Annotated in this window: 25 protein-coding genes and 1 other RNA gene; 6 read left to right on the top strand and 20 right to left on the bottom strand. The window is 40.8% G+C overall.

Annotated elements, in window-relative coordinates; genetic code table 11:
* The first annotated feature begins 16 nt into the window (after positions 1–16).
* A complete protein-coding gene (locus tag ACXAER_RS18760; RefSeq protein ID WP_012518305.1) occupies positions 17–493 on the top strand; it encodes a MarR family winged helix-turn-helix transcriptional regulator in 477 nt (158 codons plus the stop codon).
* Positions 494–578: 85 nt separating this feature from the next.
* On the opposite strand, the gene ACXAER_RS18765 is transcribed toward ACXAER_RS18760, so the two are convergent.
* Both ACXAER_RS18765 and ACXAER_RS18770 read right to left on the bottom strand, forming a co-directional pair.
* Positions 579–926 (bottom strand): RnfH family protein, encoded by a 348-nt coding sequence (locus ACXAER_RS18765; protein WP_474831862.1) that lies wholly within the window; start codon positions 924–926, stop codon positions 579–581.
* On the bottom strand, positions 923–1,354 hold the full coding sequence (locus ACXAER_RS18770) for a type II toxin-antitoxin system RatA family toxin (protein WP_474831864.1): 432 nt from the start codon (positions 1,352–1,354) through the stop codon (positions 923–925). Before ACXAER_RS18770 ends, ACXAER_RS18765 begins: the two co-directional genes overlap by 4 nt.
* 145 nt (positions 1,355–1,499) lie before the next feature.
* Here ACXAER_RS18770 and smpB point away from each other — a divergent pair, with 145 nt between their 5' ends.
* Positions 1,500–1,979, top strand: coding sequence for an SsrA-binding protein SmpB (gene smpB, locus ACXAER_RS18775; protein ID WP_179983283.1), 480 nt, complete (start codon positions 1,500–1,502; stop codon positions 1,977–1,979).
* 97 nt (positions 1,980–2,076) lie between these two features.
* Here smpB and ACXAER_RS18780 read toward each other — a convergent pair whose 3' ends face one another.
* Positions 2,077–3,300 (bottom strand): NADH:flavin oxidoreductase/NADH oxidase family protein, encoded by a 1,224-nt coding sequence (locus ACXAER_RS18780; RefSeq protein WP_474831867.1) that lies wholly within the window; start codon positions 3,298–3,300, stop codon positions 2,077–2,079.
* A 394-nt stretch (positions 3,301–3,694) separates the two neighbouring features.
* On the opposite strand from ACXAER_RS18780, the gene ssrA reads away from it, so the two are divergent.
* The 4 genes from ssrA (at position 3,695) to ACXAER_RS18800 (ending at position 7,199) form a co-directional block, all read left to right on the top strand.
* Positions 3,695–4,054, top strand: a transfer-messenger RNA (tmRNA) gene (gene ssrA, locus ACXAER_RS18785).
* A gap of 553 nt (positions 4,055–4,607) precedes the next feature.
* A complete protein-coding gene (locus tag ACXAER_RS18790; protein WP_474831869.1) occupies positions 4,608–5,471 on the top strand; it encodes a hypothetical protein in 864 nt (287 codons plus the stop codon).
* Between the two features lie 382 nt (positions 5,472–5,853).
* Complete coding sequence (locus ACXAER_RS18795) at positions 5,854–6,465, top strand: tyrosine-type recombinase/integrase (RefSeq protein WP_474831872.1); 612 nt, start codon at positions 5,854–5,856, stop codon at positions 6,463–6,465.
* A gap of 245 nt (positions 6,466–6,710) precedes the next feature.
* Positions 6,711–7,199 carry a hypothetical protein gene (locus ACXAER_RS18800; protein ID WP_474831875.1) on the top strand — a complete coding sequence of 163 codons (489 nt, stop codon included), beginning with the start codon at positions 6,711–6,713 and terminating at the stop codon, positions 7,197–7,199.
* A 110-nt stretch (positions 7,200–7,309) separates the two neighbouring features.
* On the opposite strand, the gene ACXAER_RS18805 is transcribed toward ACXAER_RS18800, so the two are convergent.
* The 17 genes from ACXAER_RS18805 to ACXAER_RS18885 all read right to left on the bottom strand — a co-directional run bounded on the left by ACXAER_RS18805 (position 7,310) and on the right by ACXAER_RS18885 (position 23,912).
* On the bottom strand, positions 7,310–7,750 hold the full coding sequence (locus tag ACXAER_RS18805) for a hypothetical protein (RefSeq protein WP_474831877.1): 441 nt from the start codon (positions 7,748–7,750) through the stop codon (positions 7,310–7,312).
* Between the two features lie 182 nt (positions 7,751–7,932).
* On the bottom strand, positions 7,933–9,108 hold the full coding sequence (locus ACXAER_RS18810; protein ID WP_474831880.1) for a tyrosine-type recombinase/integrase: 1,176 nt from the start codon (positions 9,106–9,108) through the stop codon (positions 7,933–7,935).
* Between the two features lie 16 nt (positions 9,109–9,124).
* The gene (locus ACXAER_RS18815) at positions 9,125–9,316 is read right to left on the bottom strand and encodes a hypothetical protein (protein WP_020745041.1); all 192 of its coding nucleotides are present in this window, start codon (positions 9,314–9,316) and stop codon (positions 9,125–9,127) included.
* A gap of 555 nt (positions 9,317–9,871) precedes the next feature.
* Complete coding sequence (locus ACXAER_RS18820) at positions 9,872–10,201, bottom strand: hypothetical protein (RefSeq protein WP_474831885.1); 330 nt, start codon at positions 10,199–10,201, stop codon at positions 9,872–9,874.
* Between the two features lie 513 nt (positions 10,202–10,714).
* A complete protein-coding gene (locus ACXAER_RS18825; RefSeq protein WP_474831887.1) occupies positions 10,715–11,260 on the bottom strand; it encodes a glycine-rich domain-containing protein in 546 nt (181 codons plus the stop codon).
* A 1-nt stretch (position 11,261) separates the two neighbouring features.
* Complete coding sequence (locus ACXAER_RS18830; protein WP_020745037.1) at positions 11,262–11,402, bottom strand: hypothetical protein; 141 nt, start codon at positions 11,400–11,402, stop codon at positions 11,262–11,264.
* A 46-nt stretch (positions 11,403–11,448) separates the two neighbouring features.
* Entirely contained in the window at positions 11,449–11,712 is a 264-nt protein-coding gene (locus ACXAER_RS18835) for a ParE family toxin-like protein (protein ID WP_474831890.1), read from the bottom strand.
* Positions 11,713–11,771: 59 nt separating this feature from the next.
* The gene (locus ACXAER_RS18840) at positions 11,772–12,494 is read right to left on the bottom strand and encodes a hypothetical protein (RefSeq protein WP_474831893.1); all 723 of its coding nucleotides are present in this window, start codon (positions 12,492–12,494) and stop codon (positions 11,772–11,774) included.
* On the bottom strand, positions 12,494–12,976 hold the full coding sequence (locus ACXAER_RS18845; protein WP_474831896.1) for a hypothetical protein: 483 nt from the start codon (positions 12,974–12,976) through the stop codon (positions 12,494–12,496). The genes ACXAER_RS18840 and ACXAER_RS18845 overlap by 1 nt, the downstream gene beginning before the upstream one ends.
* Before the next feature lie 4 nt (positions 12,977–12,980).
* On the bottom strand, positions 12,981–13,673 hold the full coding sequence (locus tag ACXAER_RS18850) for a hypothetical protein (RefSeq protein ID WP_474831898.1): 693 nt from the start codon (positions 13,671–13,673) through the stop codon (positions 12,981–12,983).
* 103 nt (positions 13,674–13,776) lie between these two features.
* The gene (locus ACXAER_RS18855) at positions 13,777–16,965 is read right to left on the bottom strand and encodes a type I restriction endonuclease subunit R (RefSeq protein ID WP_474831900.1); all 3,189 of its coding nucleotides are present in this window, start codon (positions 16,963–16,965) and stop codon (positions 13,777–13,779) included.
* A 14-nt stretch (positions 16,966–16,979) separates the two neighbouring features.
* Complete coding sequence (locus ACXAER_RS18860) at positions 16,980–18,131, bottom strand: DUF4268 domain-containing protein (RefSeq protein WP_474831904.1); 1,152 nt, start codon at positions 18,129–18,131, stop codon at positions 16,980–16,982.
* The gene (locus ACXAER_RS18865; RefSeq protein WP_474831906.1) at positions 18,110–19,417 is read right to left on the bottom strand and encodes a hypothetical protein; all 1,308 of its coding nucleotides are present in this window, start codon (positions 19,415–19,417) and stop codon (positions 18,110–18,112) included. The genes ACXAER_RS18860 and ACXAER_RS18865 overlap by 22 nt, the downstream gene beginning before the upstream one ends.
* A 12-nt stretch (positions 19,418–19,429) precedes the next feature.
* On the bottom strand, positions 19,430–20,812 hold the full coding sequence (locus ACXAER_RS18870; RefSeq protein ID WP_474831908.1) for a restriction endonuclease subunit S: 1,383 nt from the start codon (positions 20,810–20,812) through the stop codon (positions 19,430–19,432).
* On the bottom strand, positions 20,805–22,493 hold the full coding sequence (locus tag ACXAER_RS18875) for a class I SAM-dependent DNA methyltransferase (protein WP_474831911.1): 1,689 nt from the start codon (positions 22,491–22,493) through the stop codon (positions 20,805–20,807). Before ACXAER_RS18875 ends, ACXAER_RS18870 begins: the two co-directional genes overlap by 8 nt.
* Before the next feature lie 126 nt (positions 22,494–22,619).
* Positions 22,620–23,273: a hypothetical protein gene (locus ACXAER_RS18880; RefSeq protein ID WP_474831914.1), complete on the bottom strand. Its 654-nt coding sequence runs from the start codon at positions 23,271–23,273 to the stop codon at positions 22,620–22,622.
* A gap of 24 nt (positions 23,274–23,297) precedes the next feature.
* A complete protein-coding gene (locus tag ACXAER_RS18885) occupies positions 23,298–23,912 on the bottom strand; it encodes a hypothetical protein (RefSeq protein ID WP_474831917.1) in 615 nt (204 codons plus the stop codon).
* Positions 23,913–24,100 lie beyond the last annotated feature (188 nt).

Consider the following 24,100-nt stretch of genomic DNA (forward strand, 5'->3'; position numbering starts at 1 on the left):
ATTTGTTGGAAGTAATATGCGAAAAGAAGAAGAACTATTAGTGGCACTACGGCGCGTTATTCGCGCTGTAGACCTACGCAGCAAGCAGCTAAGTAAACACGTGGGTTTGACAGGCCCGCAACTGTTAGTAATGCAAAATATTGAAGAGCGCCCTGGCATTATGGTGCGCGAAATTGCGGAGAATATTAATTTAAGCCCTGCAACTATAACCAATATTTTAGACAGACTAGAGTCTAGAGACTTAGCTACGCGCATTAGAAGCACGCAGGACAAGCGTAAAGTGGGCGTGTTTTTGACCGAGCGCGGAAAAGAAGCGGTGGTAGACGCCCCGCGCCCGCTTCAGGAACACTTTGTTGAGCGTTTTTCTCAGCTAAAAGAATGGGAGCAAAGCCAAATGGTAGCTACCGTTCAGCGTATTGCTAGTATGATGGATGCTGAAGATATTGATGCCTCACCTTTCTTGGAGCTAGGCAGCATTTCAGAAAAAAGCTAATAGCTTCTATCTTCTCTAAAAAAATGGCCTTCAATATGAAGGCCATTTTTGTATCTGTAATAAACGTATATTGCATGGTGCGAAACTAGGACTTCGCTTTCAGCGGGTTTACTTTTCCACCGGTAATTTTATCTGCCCTACCTTCTTCTTTGGCCTTTTCAGCACGACGTTTTCGAATCTCTTTAGGATCAGCAATAAGCGGGCGATAAATTTCAATTCGATCTCCGTCGGTAAGTGTATCGCGTAACTTAACAACGCGGCTCCAAATACCCACTTTTGTGGCTTTTAAGTCGATTTCGGGAAACTGCTCAAGCACATTAGACGCATTAATCGCCTCTTCTACTGTCGCATTTTCATGAATAGCAACATCAATGATGGTTTGCTTGGTGGGCAGTGCGTAGGCAACCTCAATATTGATGAGTTTATTACTCATGCGTACACGCTCCGCGCTCGGTCTGTAAACGCTGCTACCATACTGCTGGCTAAACTGTTGAACACTTTTCCGAACGCCATTTCTGCTAGCTTATTGCTGAATTCAAATTCAAGGTTAAGCTCTATCTTACACGCATCTTCAGAAAGCGCTGAAAATGTCCAACCGCCGGTTAACGAACGAAACGGCCCGTCTACTAGCTGCATTTGAATACTTCTGCCTGGCTCTAGAACATTATGTGTTGTAAACCACTGTTTGATACCTGCTTTTGCAACAAGCAAAGATGCTTTCATACTTTGCGCTGAAGTGTCGAGGATTTTACTATCGGTACAGCCTGGCAAAAACTCAGGGTAGGAAGCTACATCGTTGACTAAGTTAAACATGGCTTCTGCGCTATGAGCTACAAGCGCGCTTCTATGAATACTTGGCATTGATCCCACTACAATTAAAACTCTTGGAGGCATTGTATCACAGAAATTTTGTATCGCTTGTATTCGGTTTTGAACCAAATGCCCCAATATAAGATAACAATGACAACTAAAGACATTCCTTTGAACAATCAGTATAATAGCCAGCATGAAAAAGAATAAAGCCAACAAAAACACCTCAGGAAATATCGCGCAGAACAAAAAGGCGCGTCATGACTATTTCCTAGAAGACAAGTTCGAAGCCGGACTTGAGCTTCAAGGGTGGGAAATTAAAAGTATTCGTGCCGGTAAAGTAAACATTACCGACGCGTACATCATTATCCAGAATGCCGAAGCCTATTTGGTAGGTTGTAGAATTAGCCCGCTAAATCAGGCATCTACCCACGTAATTGCTGCGCCTGAACGCGCGCGCAAACTCTTGCTTAAAAAGCGTGAGATAGATCGCTTAATGGGCGCCCGTGACCGCCAGGGCTACTCGATAGTTGCAACGTCTATGTATTGGAAAAAGTGTTGGGTGAAACTAGAAATTCACCTTGCCAAAGGTAAGCACGCTCACGACAAGCGCGACACTTTGAAAGATAAAGACTGGCAACGCCAAAAAGAAAGAATGATGAAACACAGCGTTTAACGCTGTGTTTTCATATGTGATGCTATAAAAGAAACGTGATTTTGGCTGACTTTTATTAAAGCAGCCTTTAAAAAAACTTACCTAAACGGTAGTGGCGTTAGCCTACGTCTCGTTTGGTCATCTTCTTTCGATGCAGCATGTCAAGAATAAGGCTCCAAAGCGGTGACGGGTTTCTTAGCGTGGTTAGGTTATTTCCCAATCGCCTAAGCTGACGTCGCACCATCGCCATATTCGCAAGACTTGCTAGCGATTTATCTTTCCAAGTGCAGTGTGGAATAATGCCCGAGTACGTCCATTCTTGCTGCCACTTTTTGGCTAGGTCGGGCGTAATGGCAAGTGCACTAGCCAAGCCTACCATCGCGCAGCCCTGCTCTATCACTTCTTCTGCCACTTCGGCCCTTTTAATACCGCCCGTGGTCATAAGTGGAATGTCGGTTTTACTCACCAAGGCCTGTGCAAATTCTAGAAAGTATGCCTCTCTGGCAAGGGTGGTATCGTCCCGGGTTTGGCCCTGCATGGCAGGCGCTTCATAACTACCGCCAGATAGTTCAACCACATCTACACCCAAGGCTTCTAAGCGGTTTACTACTTCACAAGCATCATCAAAAGAAAATCCGTTCTTTTGAAAATCAGCAGAGTTAAGCTTTACCATAACAATAAAGCTTTTAGCGCACACCGCTCTAACTTGGCTGACTATGTTTATCAACAGACGCGCGCGGTTAATAATAGAACCGCCCCACTCATCTTGGCGCTGATTAGTAAGCGGAGATAAAAATTGTGTAAGCAAGTAACCGTGTGCGGCGTGAATCTCAACGCCGTCAAACCCTGCATTTTCAGCTTGCTTAGCCGTGTCAACAAAGCGCTTGCATACATCATGGATGTCTTGACAGGTCATTTCTCGGGGCTGAGCAAAGAGCTTAGAGTGTTTGCCCATATCCAGCGGAACCGCAGAAGGCGCAATAGCTTTGCCCTGCATAGCTTTGAATACTTGGCGACCGGGGTGATTAATTTGCATGATGGCTAATGCGCCATTCGACTTAATGATCTTCGCCCACTTTTGAAACGGCGCAATATCGGTATCTTTTTCTAGTGCAACACCACCTGGCCCTGTCATAGCTGCTTTATCAACCATAACATTACCTGTGATTACCATGCCTAAATTACCATGGGCCCAGTATCGATAAAGTGAATATAAAGACTCACCGGGAATGTTACCCATGCTCGACATATTTTCTTCCATTGCAGCTTTAACAAGACGGTTTCGCGCTGTTACGCCACACGGCAGGGTATAAGGAGAATACAAAATGGAATCTGAAGACATTTACACTACAAGCCTTTTAATTATGCTGACGTACTTTAATGGTTCTTGCCGCTAAATGCATCCTTGCAAAGGTACTTATTCCTTAAAAATTCGCTAAAAAGTTTTAAGACTGATGGCCTGCTTAATTAAAACAGAAAACTATCTTTAAGCTTTCTTACCCCTATATTAGTTCCGGCCCTTGAAAATTAATGTTGCTAACCACATATCAAGGTTAAGTCGATAATAGACTTGCTGTTACGAAGGTAATTTTGTTTTCTAAGCCCGCATAGTAAGCTTTTGAAAACATAAGCGTTATTTTTGGTTGTTTTATAGCCAAACCCTTAAAATTTAAAGCGTTTTCTAAAAGAAAGCATTTAATGACGTAACATTTGTGCTATTATTGAAAATCACACTCGGGGCTGATTAGGATTCGACAGGATCTAGGAAGCCGGAGGTGCATGCAGAGGAGCGGTTGGCCTCTTAAAAAAGCCGCATTTAAATAGTCGCAAACGACGAAACTTACGCACTAGCCGCTTAATAACCGGTATAGGCCCTTCCACCCTAGTCTCTTCCTGCTAGCGGGGATTCGGAAGGTCATCCAAGTAGGATAGCGAGGGAACCTTGTCTAAGGGTGAACCGCGAAACAGTATTAGGCCAGCTGCAAGGAAATCCTGTTTGTCGGAGTTCCAAGCAGTTAAATAAATGACAAACTAAGCATGTAGTACCAAAGGTAGACATTTTCTGGACGCGGGTTCAAATCCCGCCAGCTCCACCACTTTAAAACCGCTACAGCCCCACTACAACGCGGGCTGTAGCGGAATCCCCCACTAACAACCCACTAGCAATCAACAACAAAGTACACTTATTCTGCACGCACTGTATTTAAAGGGCTTCAGGCTTTTTTTGAAGATTTGTGTTTTATTCAAATTTAGATGTAAATACACAAATACTACACGTAGATTTCTTCGATTTATCGTTTAGGCTAGCGATGGTACTTTTACTCTACGTGTAGTTTTTGTGTGAAAAATTAGGGCTGTGCAACTTAATGGGTATAGTCTGTTAGGAGATAAAGCAGACTGTCATGAAATGAATCATCGAAGTCCGCTGTAGACAAGGTGCGGACCTTCATGATGTTGCTATCAGACTACCTATTTGTGCCAGAAGCTGCCGTTCAATAATTAGTAATTAAACGGCAGAAGAGTACCTATTTCGGACATTTAGGTATTTGATAAAAGATAGCAAATCTTGCATATCTATTGGCTTTGGTTTTTACTTAATTTTTGCGAATACGTAAATTAATCACCAAAATTTATTTAAAAGGACTTGTTATGAAATATTTTCTACTTGTTTTTGTCTTATTCATAAGTGGTTGTGCTAGCGGACCTATCGTTGTAGGGCAACAAATGAGAAAGGAAGTCGTATGCCCATCTGCCGACACGAGTAAATGTGTACAGTCTATTATGGATGGGCCGCGCTATTACGTAGAACGGTCTTCTCGTTATATCGAAGTAAATGAAGATGGCGTGCCAAATTACACGAAATTTCTTGGTCGAAATTTAACTCCAGATGTTTCGCCTGTTGCACTGTATTGTGGCGGAGTCTGGGACAAAAATCCCTTAGAAGAACATACGCTAGAAAAGGGTACTTTATTAGTCCAAGATCCTGCCGTTACAAGCACTTTTACTTTTACGCGAACCATAGAAAATAAATTAGATATTGGCGCTAGTATTGATATAGACAATTTATTGTCAGCCGCAGGAATACCCTCTGCGAATGGAACTTCAGAGGTTAAAGCAGAAATACGAGCAGCAATCGAAAGATTAAAGCGTTCAGAGGTGAATTTCAAAGGGGTTTATCGTTTTGTTCATTTAAACCCAACGACGATAGCAAAACTAAAAGCATCAAATCCGCCAGCTGAATTATCTTCATGCGCTAATTATTTGCGAGAAAATGATGAAGCTATCACGATAAGTATTACTGGAGTATATATAACAACTGGCGAAACTAGCGGCTCATTGGCAAGTAAAGTAAGCTCAGTTTTAAAAGCATCACTGGACGGCAAGTTAAATGAAGCCGAAATCGCGAATGTAGTATCAGAGTTTGAGAATAAAGTTAATGAAACTTACTCTGTTGCTTTTCAACCTGTCTTTCAAGTCCTTTCAGCAGCTGGATTCAACAATTATCAGGGTTAGTTTTTTTCAATACTAAATATCAAATTTATATCCAATCACATGAAGAGCGTATTCTTGGAGCGCACTCCTTACGCTTTTCAATCTTAAGATGGTTCATATATTCAATGTATTGTGCGGAGTTATAATTCTCGCCTTTTTATGCTGCGAATAAATCAAACTGTTAAAAAATACAACTTTACGGTTTCAAATTCTAATTAAAGTACAGACTTTCCAACTCCCCCTAACTATACCGATTATTGACAGCTTTTTATCAATGATGAGTGACCGATATATGAACAAGGCTGAATCCTGATTTTTAGTTTACGAAGGTCCGTTCCTTGTCTAAGTGCGCCTGTCAAACTGCCTGCCATACTTAAGTTTCCTATTAAACAGGAGACAAATCATGGCAATTAAAATCCATACACCTTGGAACAAAAATCGTATTATCGGTCAGAAAAAGCCTCTTCAGATATCACATATATGGGGTATCCGGATTCGCTTAGAGCTTAAAGGACGGACTCGTGATCTAGCACTGTTCAACCTTGGACTTGATAGCAAACTACGAGGTTGTGATCTTGTTAAACTCAAGGTTTCAGATGTTGTTTGCGGACGTTCAGTTCTGAGACGCACGCATGTCGTTCAACAAAAAACAGGTAGTCCTGTCCAATTTGAAATAACACCAAACACCGGAGAGACGATCATGGCTTGGGTAAACAAAGCCGGATTGAAAGCATCTGACTATCTTTTTAAGTCTCGCATACATGACGCTGAGCACATATCAACTAGACAATATAACCGCATTTTTCACGGATGGATTGAAAAACTTGGTCTAGATACATCGCTCTACAGCACCCATTCAATGCGCAGAACCAAGCCCTATCTGATTTACAAGAAGACTAAAAACCTTCGGGTTGTACAACTCTTGCTGGGCCATAAAAAGTTAGAGAGCACTGTCCGCTACTTGGGCATCGAGGTAGACGACGCATTGGAAATATCAGAATCTATTGAAGTTTAAGCTCTAAGGGGCTGCTTGTGCAGCCTCTTTGTACGTAAAGCAGACATTGGATATAACTATCGCTACAGGCCGCTTCAGACAATAAGCAGTCGGTCACGATTTTGGAGTCAGACTACCGCTATGTGCCGGAAGAAGACTTATTAAACTGTTAATGCAATTAAATGATAGGTGTATGTCAGTCAATTCGGTAGAGGTTCAGATTAAAATCATATATCATTCTAAAAAACAATAAGATGCATAATATCATGGATGAATACCCAATTCGTACTAAGTATAGACACAGGCGGGGTGCTAACAACATTCGCCCCCTAAATCCTATTGAATATACCGTACGTACAGGCTTTTCAGCTTCAGACATCAAAAAACACCACGACAAACTAAATAGTAAAAAGCTAAAAAATAAGGCGTTCACTTTAGCTCAGAAAAAAGCAAAGGCCGATGGTCAAGTCAACTATGCGAAGGCCATACCTTCTCTTGATGATGAACGTGGTTATAAGATAGGTATGCTTTGTGAAGTTTATAGCAATATTATTACTTCCAAAGATATATCATTATGGACGAGATACTGCCAGTTAAATGAAGAACAACAAAGACAAAGTAGAAACCCGTATAATGTTCAGTTCGAAGAGTCTCGACCAGTAGGGTCAAATTTTGCCTTAATCGCCAAATGGATCTTGTATATGTTTGCGACATTCATAGCATTAGTATTTCTTAATTTATGTTTTGTAATGTAAACGCCCGCTTTACGTACATTTTTGCCGTTTGACTAATACCTTATGAGCAGCAGCTTCTGGCACAGTCAATACGAGTTTAAATCATTTTATTAGAGTTTAAGCGAAAATATTTAAAGAGGGTTCAAAAGAGGCTTTTGCCCCAAAAGACTACCATTTCGAGCATTTACTTCAGCAGTGTAGGCCTCAGAACTACTATCTACCAAGATATACTGGTAGTCTAAGTGTTCATGAATGTAGCGCTTTGTCATTGTATCTAGCTTTAGTTCACCGCTAGCAAATTTAGGCAGGTCGTCAGCTCGTAGTGAAGGGATAACGAGCCTGTTTGCAACGTAAACGCAAAACTGGTCTCCACTCAACCGACCCGACGCATGGCTATTAAGTCTTGTTATCAGCCCAAACTTTCTGTCAGATTTGTGATTTTCAATTTGACGACCTGACATGCCGCAATAAAGAAGTTCGTCACTCTTCCATATTGCATAAATCCCAGCAGATATCTTGGGTATATCAGAGTTAGGCCATTCAGAAAATTTATAGCGTTTTGAAAATTCCATTTTTCCCTTTTAGACAGTCTTTTAACGCTTTAGAAGCGTTCGTATTGCTTTATTGCTCTATCTTAGCAATGTCGCGCTAAAACTAAAGTATCTTGTTTATAGGTATTTCAAAACAGAAAGCCAAAAGCCACTGTCTAAATTAGTCAGTGGCTTTTGGCTTTCTGAATGCTGTTATTACTTAGCTATCGGCTACGCGCTTCATGTCGTTTGGACTGCTTTTCATAAGCTTCAATATAGTTACCGTAATGTTCAAACAACTGCTGTGGCGACGAGTGCCCCATGAGCTTCGAAATTTTCCAAAGGTTTCCGCCTTGAGATATTAGCCTTGTAGCAAACGTGTGACGAAGTTGATATGGATAGCGATATCGCACCCCAGCCCTTTCAATAATTTTTGACCATCTGTGCTTTCTAAATGAGTCAGCGTTCCATTGTCTTCCTTGGTCATTAACAAATACATACTCCTCGTCGTGTTTATCCATTTCTAGCTCTAATAAGTCTGCAAGCTCTTGAGATATGGGTAAAGTGCGTTGACCAGCAGCAGTTTTCGTACCCTTTGTCACTTTGTGCACTACAGCATCGTATATAGTAACTTCTAGTGTTATAAGGCAAACATCTTCCTTTTTAAGAGCGATCCATTCACTAGGTCTCACCCCTGTCTCGCTCCAAAAAGTCACAATGGCTTTTTCGGTGGCCTCGGTCTCTTTTATGATTTTAGTCAGTTCGTTCGGAGTAAAAGGTAGAACATCTTTATGCTTTTTCCTGTTATCGGTTTTCTTTGCAATTTTAATATGTTCTTTTAACTTAAAGCCGATAAGAGGGTTCAATCTGATCACCTTATCAGTGATTGCTGCATTTAAAGCAGACCGTAAAACTGATAACCGATTACCTAACGTTTTTGAAGAAACGGTAGCGTCCTCAACAAAATTGACAATGGTTCTACGCTCCAGTTCTGCTACAGGTATGCTCCACAATGGCTCAAGACCTTTCAAATCTTTTTTGTAGCCAACGATCGTAGAAATAGAGAGTCCGCGTTCCTCGGCTTTATTAACATATCGGTCTAGATAAGTTTTAACCGTAACACCCGTCGTTGCCCCACCAAACAACTTTAGCTTATTAGATTTAGGGAAAAAATCGGCATAGAAAAATGTCCCTTTAGCGATTTCGTGCTTGATGGTTCCCAATTTATCAGCTGCCGAATTGAGGCCTGCCTGAGTAATTTCATAGCCAACAGGCTCACGACACTGAATACCCTTGTAGGTAAACGCCAGTTGGATACCCGTTGCACGCTCGTGCTTATCATAACGAATTGACACACCGCGCACCGTTTTCAGTTTTTCAGCATTTTTCTTTAACAACATATATAAATTTTCCTATTTACGAATTAGAACCGCTATTACGCGCCCAGTCACTTATCGCCACAAGATCTACCCAGCGTTCGCGAACATTTGCCGGAGTAAAATAGTGACTCCCCTTCACCCAATAACCGCGCTCAATGCGGCGCTCAACTGCCTTAATGGATTCTCCAGAAATAACGCAATACTGGCTTAATGGAACCGTTGTTAACATGTGTCTCTTCAACCTTTTTATTCTGTCAGCCAGCCTAAAAAAACTTATCGAACTGACTGTTACTATTAGTTTCCCTATACTCGTACGATGTTATCCGCCATGATAACTCTTAAAAAATGACTATCGTTGTATGCAGTTGTTGAATCGCTCTCTCTGTGCTGTGGCAATAAGGGAATGCTATAAAAAAACTTAAAAAATCCGATGCAAATTTACGTGCTTTTGTGTATTGGAGAGCTATCTACATGAATATGCTGGAAAAAATAATTAAAACTTTTTTCAAAACTTTATTTTTCGTCATAAAAATTGCTTGAATGACTTTTCGGTGTAAATAAGAAAGTCTAATTTTCGACCAAGGAATGCAGTTTATAATGAACAAAGACAGAAGGTTGTTAGCGTAGCAAGGCGTAATAGCACTATTATCTCATTTAACGCTGTCACACCTCGGCTAGTCATTAGCAACAAACTCTTTAATTAAAATAATGAGACGCTACTTTTGCGATTAATGCATCGCTGAGTGTTCAATAATCACATTAATTTCTTACGCCAGACTTACTTTCAAAGCCAGTCCTCATCGAAACTACAGAGGTCATCGCTGATAAAATCATCACAGTCAATCAACAAAACTGAGTCGGAGAAACATTCCATCTCAAGTGGTGACTCAAAAATATCAATGTTTGCGTCTACCTCAGATAATGAAGCGCTGTCTTCATGAGCGAGTGGGCCATCACCAATCACATATCCACCAATATCAATACTGCTATTTTTTATCAATGGAAGGCCTGAGCTAGGGTTTACATGTGGTGCATCTACCATCTCGGAAGGTGATTCAGAGGTCTCAAGCGAGATGTCGCAGTGATCAAATAGTTTATGGCTTAACAATGTCATATTAATTCCTGAAATCTTGATTTGGTCACTAGAAATTTAATGAAATTTATGGCATTTTCAATTTCATTGACTGCATAGTCAGCAACAATGTAATTGCCTCCTTAGCGACATCAAGTTCATACAAAAACGTTCATTTTTTCCGAGATATTGGCGCTAATCCCCCCTTTCCCAAATAAATTTCCTTCTTAAGATCCTTGTTATTTCTGAGGTCAATTCAGAAAAATCAAGAAGGTAAAATATGAAAGGTGGTCGCCGTGCGCTCTACCCAGCGTAGTTTTGGGTGACGGAATGGGGAATGATGCTTGGAGATGTTTTGTTTGCCGTATGGCTCATACAACTTATAACGCAGTTTGAAGTCCGCGTGTCTTATCCAATCATAGGGTTGAATGGCTTTTTTTCATCTTTGCGCTTTATGGTTTAGCACTGATTTGCGATGTTTTGCGAAAAAAGCTCTCTATTCAGAATAGATAATTAGAGCACCCTAGGGTGCTCTAATTTTACTAATAAATACTACTATTTACATGCCCCAGGAACACGGCACGCACATGTCGTAGGCGCATGGCATGCGTGGCCTTCACAACGCGCAGCAATGTTGCTATTTTCACCATAAAGCACACCTGTTGGATATTTTCCAAAATGCTTTTCATACAACGCAACAGTTTCGTCAAAGGCAGTTTGCAATGAGCGTTGGTCATCATCACCGTAAATACCAAAGTACGGGTAATGGTGAATGAAGTAGCCAAATATTGCTTCGCAATCCTTTTGGTACGCCACCGTATCAAGGATATGCTCATGCCAAAACTTGTCTACAAGCTTATTAGGCACTAAGGCAACTTTAGGATAAATCAGCTTCAAGAAAAGAAACTTTTTGTATTCTTCCTCTGCGAAGTCTATCAACTCTTCAGTCCATGTAGCTTCAGATGACTTTGATAGCTTCCACTTCAACTTATCCAAGTTCAGCGAATTTATTGCCACGTGCTGCTCACTGTATTTGCCGACATCAGCCCCTATGTTTTGTTCGAACGCCTTATTTACAACTTGTGCCATTACAGTATTCATATTATTTACCTCCCTGTTGAATTTGCTTACTACGATTACCGTGTTTCTGGTCATACTGCTTGTTAGTTCCAGGTGTTCCTTTGTTAGGGTTTTTCTGGTTTGCAGAATTATCCGTTGGCTTAATTTTTTTCTTTTGAGACATATCTTTGTTTCCTTTTTAAAAGTTGAAAGTGCGATACAAACACGTATCACCTTCGCTTGAGGAAACGTTCTAAGTGCTTTCGTTGAATTAAACTGTCAGGAATGAACTCTTCACGAGCTTTTTTAAATATAAGGCGGTAGTTGCCTAGTTTAAATCGTATCAAGCCTTTCGCTAAGCTCAATTGACGTCCGCCAAGTTCGGCATAGCTTTTACCAGACTTAAGGCCTTTCTCTATCTGCTCAGCTTTGGAGATGTACTTATGGCACTCAGCTGATTCGTATTGGTTGAAAAGTTTGCGTAATGTTGTCATGGCTATCTCCTTTGTTTCGACGATAGCCAGTTTTTATTTGTGCTCCGCACAAACAAGCATTAATTCAACATTTTTTGAAAATATTCCCAGGCTTCGTTTGCTTCTGCCTCGATAGCCTTTATTTTCTTATTCAGTGCTTCTATAACAGGTAGGCGAATGACCGCGTCTTCTTCAAGTTTGCGCAGTACCTCTTTAGCCTTTTCATACTGCTTGTCACCAAAGAAACGTTCTGCTTCCTCGTATCGCCCCATGTAATCTTCCCAAGGAATGACTTGAGAATACGCTGTTAAAATTGGCGATATGTCAGAAGGATCATTCTGATTAGAAAAAAACGGAGATGGCAGTTTATCCGTGAAAAAATCGAAGTCAGATGAATTGAGCGTTTCAATAATTTCATGGACATTTTCTCTAACTACGCCTAAGCAAAAAAACTCTAAATACTGCTGATTGGCAAGCTCTAACAACTCCTGTTCGTATTTTTCAGTCATACCTGATTTAGCATAGCTTTGCAGAAATTCCTTCGTCTTTTTGGTATCTCCATTTAACAGATACCAAATACACAGAATATTCCTAACAGAGTTTCGCCTACCTTTAAGAATAGGATGTTTGTTTTGTGGAATACCTATTGTTTTTTCGCAAACTATTTTTGACCTATATAGGTTAGCACCGCTTTTTTTAGCGAATATGGTATTCAATGGAATTCGAATACTATCTGGTAAGTCCGCTGTTTTCAGGCAGATGCGAGCTAACTCTAGGAACGATTGAACTTCTACATTTTCCATCAATAATACACCTCGTCACAAAGTAGTTCACGTATATCTTCCCGCCCTACTTCCGCCTTTTTAATATTCCTAACAATATCTACTGCTTTCATACCTTTGTCGCAGCGGTAAACTGTTCGGTTACTTGAACGATAACTATAGTTACTTACTCTTTCTTTATTATAGTGTTCATAGATATAGTTGATTGTTCCCATACATTGCCCTAGCAGAATTGACTCCAGCTTAGACAGAGAAAGTATCCCCAAAAAGTTTCGTCTATCCTCATCTACTTCACTGCAAGACCTCAAAAGGTCAAGCTTCTTTTGGTTTTTAAGCGCTGCTATTGCTAAGCACTCTCCTAGTTGCATAAATTCTTTCTTATTGAATAGTACAAAGGAAGCCTCTGCCACTTCACTTAGGTGGGCGCAGTTAGAAGGTAAACGTTCTTTCGCAAAAGATTGTGAAGAGAAAACTAAAATGGCTAAGATAATAAGATACTTCATCGATTTACTCCTTGCCAAAACGCTTGAAGGCTTTAATAAAAATAAGCAGCGTAACTATCCATGAAAAAAACGTAAGCGAATCTGCTGTCACTCCGTTTCCTAACCTGTCGAAAGCTCCTAATATTGTTTCGTTTGGGTGGTCTAAACCTATTATGAACAGAGCGAGTGCTAAAAAGTAAATTGAGAATTTTAGTATGTTTAAAACAATGAGGTTGAATCCGTTAGCCGCTAGCGCCAATTTATATCTGACGTCATAGTAAGTAACCTTTACTGTAAGGAGTTTCTTTAGCTTAAAGACTGTTAGCGCTGCGAGGGTTATCATGAATAACTTGTCTATCACTGTTAAATCAGATGTGTTACCCACCCCATCTAGATGCTCAAGCTCTGAAAAAACAATAAGCGCGAAATAACAGGTAATTAAGTATAATGAGAACAGCAGAGAAATCAGGTGTATAAAAGACTGATAATAAGGTATCGCGGTTCCTTTAAATTGATAGACACCTTCGGGATCAAGTAGCCTTATTTTTTTTCTGGCTTTCAAAATGAATTTAGATTCTAAATCACTCAGTTTAAAGGTCTTAAGTTCCTGCTCATTTTGGTTTTGTGAAGGCTTGGCTTCGTTGTTATCAGTTCTCGATTCAGGCGTTTCTTGTTTTTCATTAGCAAAACTAGGCTGAGAGTCGTAATCCCTTACCATACTGCGTTTCTCCATTTACAACGTGTTCTATGTAGCTTCTTTAAAGCAATGTTAACTTGGTTTATGTGAATGTAAACTCATTGAAAGTTCGAAACTTCGCTACCTAAGAAGTCCAACTTTCACTCAAAACTTCGGCCTGCTTAAGGCATAGTTCTATTGCCTCGTCAGAGCGATCAGGAGGGTATTTCCATCTTCGTAATGCTCTACGTACTAAGTTTCGTAACCTTGCTCGAACACTGTCTCGTTTTTGCCAATCAACAGTCGTGGATTTTCGAAGCTTTTCGGTAATATCTTTAGCAAGGCTACGTAAGTTATTGTCACCAAGCTCTCTAACCGCACTCTCGTTTTGAATTAGTGCTCGATAAAAAGCGATCTCGTCATTATTCATACCGAGTTCTTCAGCTTGCTTAAGATCATCCTCCATGTCTTTTGCCATCTGGATTAGCTCTTCTATCACTTGCGCAGTTTCTATAGCGCGATTGTGATACTTTCGAAGCGTTTCCATAATTCTTTCTGAATAAGCCTTTTCTGAAACCACGTCGTTTTTCATTTTGGCTTTAACGTCGTCCTTGAGCAGTTTTTCTAATAACTCAACTGCAAGGTGGCGCTGCTTCATATTTCTTACGTCATCCAGAAACTCTTCAGATAACAGCCCTACATTAGGCTTGTCTAAGCCCACAGATTCAAATACATCAACAACACCGCCAGCAACAATGGCATTATCAATAATTTGCTTAAGAGCAGAGTTCTTATCTTCATCTGACTTTTTCTTTCCACCGCTATGCTTGGCGAATGCCGATTTTATTGCACTGAAAAAGGCTATTTCTTTTTTGTACTCTGCGGTCTCATCCAATGTACTACACAATGAAAATGCTTTAGAAAGTGGAAGCATGGCATCGAGGAACCGTTTTTTACCGTCAAGTTGACCATTACCAGGGTTAGGCAAACCCAAAATATGATTCATTGCACCAGGTAAAAGCTTAAGTGCATTGCTTTCGTAATCTGAGTAATCATACCCAACCATCAACGCTCGAATGATCTCAAGCTTTTCAAGCATAATTGCACATGCTTCATGGTTATCGTGTGTAGGTTTACCCCTGCCCTGCGAATCTGCATAGGTTTTTAATGCATTTTTCAGTTCGTTAGCAATACCGATATAGTCAACAATAAGCCCTCCAGGCTTATCTTTAAACACTCGGTTTACACGGGCAATGGCCTGCATGAGGTTATGGCCTTTCATTGGTTTGTCTACATACATCGTATGACAAATAGGCGCATCAAACCCAGTTAGCCACATGTCTCGAACAATCACTATTTGTAAAGGGTCTTTAATGTCTTTATAGCGTTTCTCAAAAGACTTTTTGGTGTCCTTGTTGTGAATATGCGGCTGCAATAAGGGTTTATCTGATGCAGACCCCGTCATGATAACCTTAACGGCACCTTTGTTAGGGTCGTCATCATGCCAATCAGGGCGAAGTGCAACCAATGCATTGTACATATGAACGCAGATTTCACGACTCATGCACACAATCATAGCCTTGCCAGGAAATGTAGATATACGCGTTTCGAAGTGAATTACTAAGTCTTCGGCAACTTCACCCATTCGCGGTTCAGCGCCTACCAACTTCTCAAGCGCCGCCCACTTTGATTTCGCTTTTTCTTTCTGTAAAGCATCTTCTTCATCTTCGAACACTTCGTCAACGTCCGCATTTAGCTTTTCAATATCATCCTGCCTAATATCGAGTTTTGCCAAACGTGACTCGTAGTAGATAGGCACTGTGGCTCCATCTTCTACAGCATCTTGAATATCGTAGATAGAAACATAATCGCCAAATACTGCACGGGTATCTTTATCTTCTGACGATATTGGTGTTCCCGTAAAACCAATAAAAGAAGCATTGGGCAACGCATCGCGTAGATATTTTGAATAGCCGTAAACATATTTACTATCAATTACGTTGCCATCTTTGTCTTTAATTTCTACGTAACGCGCTTTATCGCCATATTGACTGCGGTGTGCTTCGTCACTAACGACAACAATATTACTACGGCTACTCAATACTGGATGCTCTGTTTCACCCGCAAGCAACGCAAATTTTTGAATAGTGGTGAATACAATGCCGCCAGACTGTTTTAAAGTAAGAATATCGCGTAAAGAATCACGATCTTCAGCTTGAACTGGTGTTTGTTTCAGCGTTTCGGCTGCCATCGAAAAGGTATTGAATAACTGCCCGTCTAAATCATTTCTATCGGTAACTACCACAATAGTCGGATTATTCATTTTCGGCTGGGCCATTAGTTTACCTGCGTAGCAAACCATAGAAATTGACTTACCAGAGCCTTGTGTGTGCCACACTACTCCTGCCTTACCTGAGCCTGGCTTTACTTTTTTGTGATAATTGGCGCGTGGCTCGCTGAATTCGGCTATATCATCTTCTTTACGACTAGCCACTACAGTAGCTTCAACTGCTGCTCGCACTGCGTGGAATTGGTGGTATGCAGCAATCTTCTTAATTAACTCGCCACCGCTTTCCTCAAAAAGCACAAAGTGACGAATGTAATCTAAGAAAAGCTCTGGTTCGAAGAAGCCTCTTATAACCGTTTCAAGCTGGTATTCATATGGTCTTTTGTCATCTTCATCTTTTACTGTACGCCATGGTAAAAAGCGCTCTTTATTAGCCGTTAATGATCCAACTTTCGCGGCAAAGCCATCGCTTATTACTAAAGCTTCGTTGTACGTAAACAGGTCGGGTATTTGCTCTTTGTAAGTAAGAAGCTGATTAAAAGCGCTATCGATAGTAGCATTTTCCGTTGCGGGGTTTTTAAGCTCAATTACTGCCAACGGTATACCATTAATAAACACCAACACATCGGGCCGACGATTGCCCTTTGCACCTGTAATAGTGAACTGATTAACGATGAGAAATTGATTGTTATCTACTGAAGAGAAGTCGATTAATCTTGCGTAATCAACTTTATCTTCACCATCTTCCTTATACTCTACTTTCACGCCTTCAAGCAGATATTGATGAAACTGCTTGTTGTTTTTAGTGAGTATTGGCGTGTCAGGCTGACTTACTGCGCTTACTGCCAAGTGGAGCGCGTCTTCAGGTAAAAGTGGGTTTATCTTTTTGAGTTGTGCGAAAAGTCGTTCAACGAGCAATATTTGCTGATAGTCTGCTCGCTCGGGAGACGCCCCATCTGGGGCTATGTCATAACCGTTTGCATACTGGTAGCCAGTTTCTTTGAACCAGTCGATACAAAGCTGTTCTAATTGGTCTTCCGTGATCATGACATTCCTTACTACTAGTTATTATTCTTTATCTGGCTATTTGCTTGAGACAGATACTGTTTCGTCGCCTTCTCAAGTTTTATCATGTGCGTAATCATCCAGTCGATGATTTCAGGCCAAGAATCTCGCTCGTAGCCTTGAAACTCTTGTGAATATTGCACACGGCTGGCTTTTTTCTCATCTAGTCTGAGCCAAGTTAACTTTTCACCAAATGTAGTTTCAATATCTTGCTCATTCGCTTGCATAAAGTCGAAAATAAACTTGTTCTCTTCTGCACTAGATCTAGTGAACTCCAACTGCACTCTAGCCTCTTTTGCGCCAAAAATAAGCGTGTAGGGACATGAACGTACACCAGAACCAGCAGACAACCAATGATCCTTCGTGGGGTTAATATTATCAAACAAATCGCATTGACTAGTTTTGAATGCCTCTAATGCTTGCTCCCAAAACCCCAAACGAATTTTATGACGGTTTTTGAGTTCTTGCTCTGTAACCTTTTCATCTGCTTCTTTAGCGCTAATACCTATCATTAACTCTTTAGCTTCGGGTGTTGGAATAATTTGCTCTACGTTTAAGAAAAGTTCTTCTCGTTGTCCCTCGGTGACGTTTAACTGCATAGAAAAAGGAGTAACCTTGAAACACTGTAACTGAATACCGTGGCTTAATAACCAAAGTGCTGTACTAGTAACTTCCTTACGATAATTTGCTGCAACAAAAATTAGCCGCTGTGCATTACCAGAATTAAGTACAACCTCGCCCATATCAGGTACTTCAAGGAACTCACATACTAAAGCGTTAGCATCACCGCCGCCGCAGTAACGATTGAGGTAACTTTGAAAAATATCGACGATTTGTTTTTTACCGAGGCCTGAACAATAAGATGCGTACTTCAATGCCTGCCATACCACATCGCGACCTGTATCATCGAGTTTGTTTTCAATAATGACTAAATTTCCGTCTTTGTCTAACGCAAGAAGATCTAGCCTCTCACGCGTATCATCGAACCCGTCGAACTCTTTTTGGATTATCAACAACTCTTCACCGAAAGCATCGGGTTGATAGGCTAACCACTCTTGAAGATGATTGCGTTCTGAAAAACCTAGTTCACTAAAGCGCTTATTTTGCAGGCGGGTAATTCGGTTTGTTAATTTGTCGATTTTGAACATTGTCTAGAGACTTCCTCTTCTACGACTTCAAACTTATCACTTAGCGAATGCAATAACGAGAATTGTCCCAATATTCGTAAACTAATAACTAAATGCCTTATGAAGTTAGTTTTTGATAAGACATCTCTCGAATACTGCTTAAACTCCCGATCATTTACATCAAGCATTTTTAAACACGACAATTCTGTTTGTAGCCTTCTTTCATATAATTCACAATACAAGGAATCAATAGCAAAATAAAAAAGTGCAGCTATTTCAGCCTGTGCTTCCATTTTTATTTCTTTCAATATTTTGGTGTGAGCCGACGACTTCGCAGAGGCCATTTCGGGATCTAATACTTCAGACATCCAATCACGACTTTCACACTCTCTCTTAGGATGAAAAATCAGCCATGAACTGATAAAGCAAGAAAGGTCTTCCAATGTTATAATTTTTAATGGAATTTCTTGTCCGATCAATGGCGCAAATGAATGGTTTTTCTGAATCAAATTTAGAGCTTCGGAAAATTCACCACTTCCAATACCAAACTGAGCTTTCAGCTTGTTCTTTTTATCGATGAACTCTTTTGACCCCCAAGACCCCCTATCAGGTAATTGCTCAGCGATTTTCCTTATTTGATATCTGGAAAGTTTTTTCGTAAAAGTTCCTGTTGCATACTCACGCTCCAGTAACTCTATTAAGTTATTTAGCTCTTTAATGACGTTTTTTAACTCACTTATTCTTTTAGTTAAGTTAGAAATATTTATAACGGGGGTCTTTATGAGGTGTTTCTTATTTTCAGTATCAAACGGATACCTAAAAGTTTGCCCCGTTGCATCAATCTGTCCTATTGAAATTATAAATCTATCGAGTCTGTTATTTATTTCAATAAATCTGACGTCGCGTAACTCTGAGTTATATCTGAACCAATACCAAAATTTATTCAGGTCATGTGTCCTAACTAAATCTGAATCGGTTATTTCTCTCTCAGTTTCACCGAGCTTTACAGGATGTAAAAGCCTGTCATAACGAATTACTTTTAGACTTTCAAGAAAATGCTTCAGCCATAGTTCGCACCCGTGACGTAAATTAAAGCAAATGGGGTAGATAAATGTGTCAACGGAATTTGTAAAGTAGTCGGAACATACTTCTAAGCCTAGCTTTAAAGCCGCATCAATAAACCCATCTGCATAGTAAGATATATCTGGTTGCCCATTATTACCAACACAAGCGTTCAAATGACTGCGCTCCAGATCTCCTGCAAACAACAGATTGTATACTAGGGGCGGAGTGCTACTATTTTTCATGAGTTACCCTAATTAAATAGCCTGCATTTGTCCTGATAAGAGTTTGGGCAACAAAGTATCTCTTACTTCACTTAGTAAACTGTTTTGACGGACATTGAGTTCGATACGTTTCATGATAGGTTCAACTACCGTATCAAAAACACTTGAAATTTCATCCCCGCCGTATGCAAGTGAGTATGTTTCAAATGTTCTCGTAGTTATAGTGTCAAAAACAGCTCCATGAGTATTTCTTTGTAAGGTTTCTACAGATTGTCTTAAATTGAAATAATTATAGAAATCACCAAACCTATCACTTCTGATGGCGTAACAAGATTGATTCATGCACATGTCTTCGGCAACCAGTGCAAGTTTTCCCACTGTCCCCCTAGCTGTGATGATCGTAGAACCTTTTGGGATCAACTTGGTTGAAGACTTCTTCAAACCAAGTTCAGTAATTTTTTCTTCGGTTCTTGTTACAAAAATATCAGACGAATTGGGAACATCCCTCACCGAGAACCATGAAATATCTCCTCCCCAAAAAGAGGATTCAGAACGTTTAGGTGTCCCTCCGCCCGTGATATTTATTAACTCTATCAGCCTATTCACTTCCCAACCATAAGGTATCTCCCCCAACTCGCTATCCACAAGGTGATTAGGAAATAAATCGGCGACGATTTGGAGTTGTTCAGTTGGAATGACGTCACCAGCGCCAGCTATTGCTTGAATAGCGGCCTGTTGTTCGGCGGTGGCAATTTGCTCTGGTGTGGCGGCTGGGTTTTCTGCCAGTAATGCTTCGCGGGCGGCGATTTTGACTTTGGTTGGTTCGAAATCTATAAACCAGCTTTTGAAAATGGCTTGGGAGATTTGTTCAAGAACGTTATTTTGCTTTTCATTCAAATCAATTTTAGCGTTCAATAGTTGAATTTGGTTCGATATGAACTCTTGTTCATGTAAAGGCGGAATTGGAACTTCTACTTTCCTTAACTCGCTTTGCTTTATGCCTTTAACCGTCGAGCCAGACGCTCTAGCCTCAAGTTGATGTTGTACAAAATCTCCTTGAAAAACACAATACAAGTAGTCACTTGTTGTAATTCCTTTTTTGCCTCTCAAAGTTACAATTCGCTGAGCTAAAGCAACCTTGTTTGACTTTAACTGCGCCACTTCTCCCAAAGGAGCTTCAGTAGTAATGACAACATCACCAATTTCAGGAAAACCACGCTTCATCCAAGAGTCGTAATTATCTTCAGAAATATACTCTGAAGCTTCTAACAACTTTCCAGCTTTCACAATTTTAGCAGTCACTAGTGGGATACCACTTGATTCCTTCTTCGGAGTTTTTCCTCTGTAATCAATTATTGCCCCAACTACCTCCTCTAGAGGCAGCAACTCCCACTCAGTAGGGTAATTTTCACTCATAACCCAACCCCTTGAGATTTTCCTTAATCTGCAGCTCCAATCGGTTACTTTCCTCAAACTGTTCTTTCAGTTGAGATGTCAGTCGCGTCATTTTTTCAGCAAAAGGTTCGCCATCGTCTTCTTGCTCGGTTGCACCTACATAGCGCCCTGGCGTTAACACAAAGTCATGCTTTTCAATTTCATCAAGCTTTGCAGACTTACAGAATCCAGCCGCATCTTCGTAACCTTCGCCCGTTTGCCAACTGTGAAATGCATCAGTAACTTTCTGAACGTCCTCTACCGTAAAGTCTCTAAGCACCCTGTCTTTCATATAGCCGAGGTTACGTGCATCGATAAACAGCACTTCGCCTTTTCTGTCTCGCAAGTTTCGGCCATAGTCATTTACTCGTTCGCCTTTGTTTTTGGTTAAGAACCAAATACAGGCTGGAATTTGCGTATTGGTAAATAGCTGGCCTGGTAATGCCACCATACATTCAACCAAGTCATTTTCGATAAGCGCTTTACGGATGGCACCTTCGTTGTTGGTGTTCGAACTCATGGAGCCATTAGCTAACAGCAGGCCGATAGACCCATTTGGGGCCAAATGGTACAACATGTGTTGCAACCAAGCGAAGTTAGCATTACCTGAAGGTGGTGTTCCGTATTTCCAGCGTGGGTCGTCAGCGGCTACACCCGCATCCCACTCCTTCATATTAAACGGTGGGTTCGCCATAATATAATCGGCGCGCAAATCTGGGTGTTGGTTATTGGTGTAGGTACTGGCTGGCTCTTTACCGAAGTTAAAATCGATACCACGTATCGCCATATTCATGGCGGCCAACTGCCATGTGGTGTAGTTGTATTCCTGCCCGTAAATACTTACGTCGCCGATGCGCCCACCATGTTCTGTAATGAATTTTTCTGATTGAACAAAAAAGCCGCCGCTGCCCATCGCGGGGTCGTATACGCGACCTTTGAATGGCTCTAGCATTTCAACAATCAGCGATACGATGGATTTTGGCGTATAGTATTGACCGCCTTTTTTACCCTCTGCCAAGGCGAATTGCCCCAGGAAGTATTCGTACACATGCCCCAGAATGTCTTTGCTGTTCATGGTGGAGTGATTAAACGGAATAGTAGCGATAAGGTCGATAAGCTCGCCTAATTTACTCTGGTCAATTTTCAATGTGGTGTACTGCTTATTGAGCACGCCTTTAAGCTTGGCATTGTCGCGCTCAATCGCTTCTAGTGCGTTATCAATTAATTGACCTACAGAGCGTATTTTCTTACCCGCTTTGCCAGTATCTTTGTCAGCTCCAATCTCAATTTCACCACCGTTAACAACTTTATTGTTATCTTGAAGAAACGACCAACGGGCTTCTTTGGGCACCCAGAACACATTCTTCTCAGTATAAAAATCGCGAACTTCCAGCTCAGCGTTAACTTCCTCTAGGTATTCGGGGTCTTTTTCGCGGCCATCGAAGTCAGCGGGATCTATAAAGTATTCGTCATCGGGGTTACTGAATGCCGCTTTCAACTCTTGCTGGCGAATGGCGAACGCGTCGGAAACATATTTAAGAAAAACTAACCCCAATACAGCATGTTTATATTGAGCGGCATCCAAGGTCGAGCGCAGTTTATCTGCTGCATTCCACAGCTTCTTTTCAAGACCGTTAAGAAATTCTTGTTCTTTGTTATCCACTACATTGTCCTGTTTTCTGTTTTGTATGCAGGCCCATTGTCGCCAGCATCACTTATTCTGTTTGTTAATGTTACCGCGTGTATTACGTTGGTTTTAGCGTTTTATGCTATTAGCTTGTTTAACTGCTTAGGATGTAACCACGGGATAGTTTGCAGTACCCCACAACTCCTTGGGGTTATGCATCATAATGTCTAGTAACGCAGGGACGAGTTTATGTAAAAAGCAATTTGCATCTCGTAACTGTTCACGATTAACACGGCTATTCCATGTTGCACCGCCATGGATGAGTTGATTTCTTAGTGTGTATAACCGTTGTAACACTAATTGAAGCACTGTTTGAGTCTGGGTGTTTCCCAATGCTTTAGCAGCTTTAGACTTTGATTCAGCGAAGCGGGTTTTGAATTCATCTTCCGTTATATTTCCGTTTTGATAATCCCAGAACGGCTGATAAACATACTGGTTGTTCAACAATACCCTTATACTGCGCGGAAATTCCTGCCACACTATGGCACTTAGGGTATTGTTACTGTCCAATGAAAGCAGTTTTTCGATAAACCGCGAAAAGCTCTCTGCTTCTCTCAGTTTTAGTGCATCTAAGTCTTGTGCATAAATAGCGTTGAAAGCAATCCATAGAAATATAAATTTTGCATCTGGGTCATCGACGCACATCTCAGCGCGTTGTAACCAGCTTAAACCTCTGTGACTTCGAAGGGTTAAGTTATCGCAAAACGTGGCACGATGTTCACGTTGATATGTTTTTAATAGTTCGTAGCGTTCCATCGCATTACCTCTATAATTTTGGCGTTAGGCGGTTTTTAAAACTAAGCACGTCTTTGATAATACAGATAAGTCTTTGAACCAGCCAGATTTGAGTCCCGCTGCTCCAATTAAAGAAAGGGCATCATCTTCAGAGATTGAGTTCACGGATTCAAGTTGATGAATATTGTTTTTGAAATGGTTTGCCGCAATTAACGCGTCGTCGATATGCGTTTTCCCTTTTGCATCTCCGCTTACAAATGCCTCCCAGAGAAATACATTACATTCTTTGCGTTGAAATGTTTCCCAACAAAATGTTGCCGAAGGCGTTACTTTCGTAAGCTCATTAACTTTTCGCATTATCCAAAGTGCTTCGACTAATCCCGTTCCCATAGCGCTGATACCAGCACCAGAACTCCACGATCTATTACCCTCGCCTTTCCGTGCACTATTTACTTTTACAGGTTCGTCTCTTACGGGAACAAATAAGGGACACTCAAAGCCGATCGAAACTTGTGCGCTAGAGTCTAATGAATTCGAAATGCTTTCTGCTAACTCACCAATATCCGAGCCACTCTCAACCTTTTCGTTCTCTAGAGTAAGCTTAGCCCAACCGAAGTTGTTATTTTTTATTGAACCCACATCAACACAAAAAATATCCATATTTAATAACCTCCTAAAACGTAACAACAACTTTGCATCGTCACACTCTACGCTAGAGTTCAATCTAACATCAGCACCAACTATACTAAAGTAGTATAATTAGGAATAGCATTGGTATTTGTAGGATCTTAAATGCGTTTAAACAGTGGATTGTTAAAAACCTTACTATTCACTCAACCATCAGCGCG

The organism is Alteromonas sp. AWJ4_199 (assembly GCF_056159165.1).

Excerpts from the sequence above, each read along its gene's own strand:
- ACXAER_RS18760 (WP_012518305.1), top strand. The coding sequence starts at position 17 with ATGCGAAAAGAAGAAGAACTATTAGTGGCACTACGGCGCGTTATTCGC.
- ACXAER_RS18765 (WP_474831862.1), bottom strand. The coding sequence starts at position 926 with ATGAGTAATAAACTCATCAATATTGAGGTTGCCTACGCACTGCCCACC.
- ACXAER_RS18770 (WP_474831864.1), bottom strand. The coding sequence starts at position 1,354 with ATGCCAAGTATTCATAGAAGCGCGCTTGTAGCTCATAGCGCAGAAGCC.
- smpB (WP_179983283.1), top strand. The coding sequence starts at position 1,500 with ATGAAAAAGAATAAAGCCAACAAAAACACCTCAGGAAATATCGCGCAG.
- ACXAER_RS18780 (WP_474831867.1), bottom strand. The coding sequence starts at position 3,300 with ATGTCTTCAGATTCCATTTTGTATTCTCCTTATACCCTGCCGTGTGGC.
- ACXAER_RS18790 (WP_474831869.1), top strand. The coding sequence starts at position 4,608 with ATGAAATATTTTCTACTTGTTTTTGTCTTATTCATAAGTGGTTGTGCT.
- ACXAER_RS18795 (WP_474831872.1), top strand. The coding sequence starts at position 5,854 with ATGGCAATTAAAATCCATACACCTTGGAACAAAAATCGTATTATCGGT.
- ACXAER_RS18800 (WP_474831875.1), top strand. The coding sequence starts at position 6,711 with ATGGATGAATACCCAATTCGTACTAAGTATAGACACAGGCGGGGTGCT.
- ACXAER_RS18805 (WP_474831877.1), bottom strand. The coding sequence starts at position 7,750 with ATGGAATTTTCAAAACGCTATAAATTTTCTGAATGGCCTAACTCTGAT.
- ACXAER_RS18810 (WP_474831880.1), bottom strand. The coding sequence starts at position 9,108 with ATGTTGTTAAAGAAAAATGCTGAAAAACTGAAAACGGTGCGCGGTGTG.
- ACXAER_RS18815 (WP_020745041.1), bottom strand. The coding sequence starts at position 9,316 with ATGTTAACAACGGTTCCATTAAGCCAGTATTGCGTTATTTCTGGAGAA.
- ACXAER_RS18820 (WP_474831885.1), bottom strand. The coding sequence starts at position 10,201 with ATGACATTGTTAAGCCATAAACTATTTGATCACTGCGACATCTCGCTT.
- ACXAER_RS18825 (WP_474831887.1), bottom strand. The coding sequence starts at position 11,260 with ATGAATACTGTAATGGCACAAGTTGTAAATAAGGCGTTCGAACAAAAC.
- ACXAER_RS18830 (WP_020745037.1), bottom strand. The coding sequence starts at position 11,402 with ATGTCTCAAAAGAAAAAAATTAAGCCAACGGATAATTCTGCAAACCAG.
- ACXAER_RS18835 (WP_474831890.1), bottom strand. The coding sequence starts at position 11,712 with ATGACAACATTACGCAAACTTTTCAACCAATACGAATCAGCTGAGTGC.
- ACXAER_RS18840 (WP_474831893.1), bottom strand. The coding sequence starts at position 12,494 with ATGGAAAATGTAGAAGTTCAATCGTTCCTAGAGTTAGCTCGCATCTGC.
- ACXAER_RS18845 (WP_474831896.1), bottom strand. The coding sequence starts at position 12,976 with ATGAAGTATCTTATTATCTTAGCCATTTTAGTTTTCTCTTCACAATCT.
- ACXAER_RS18850 (WP_474831898.1), bottom strand. The coding sequence starts at position 13,673 with ATGGTAAGGGATTACGACTCTCAGCCTAGTTTTGCTAATGAAAAACAA.
- ACXAER_RS18855 (WP_474831900.1), bottom strand. The coding sequence starts at position 16,965 with ATGATCACGGAAGACCAATTAGAACAGCTTTGTATCGACTGGTTCAAA.
- ACXAER_RS18860 (WP_474831904.1), bottom strand. The coding sequence starts at position 18,131 with ATGTTCAAAATCGACAAATTAACAAACCGAATTACCCGCCTGCAAAAT.
- ACXAER_RS18865 (WP_474831906.1), bottom strand. The coding sequence starts at position 19,417 with ATGAAAAATAGTAGCACTCCGCCCCTAGTATACAATCTGTTGTTTGCA.
- ACXAER_RS18870 (WP_474831908.1), bottom strand. The coding sequence starts at position 20,812 with ATGAGTGAAAATTACCCTACTGAGTGGGAGTTGCTGCCTCTAGAGGAG.
- ACXAER_RS18880 (WP_474831914.1), bottom strand. The coding sequence starts at position 23,273 with ATGGAACGCTACGAACTATTAAAAACATATCAACGTGAACATCGTGCC.
- ACXAER_RS18885 (WP_474831917.1), bottom strand. The coding sequence starts at position 23,912 with ATGGATATTTTTTGTGTTGATGTGGGTTCAATAAAAAATAACAACTTC.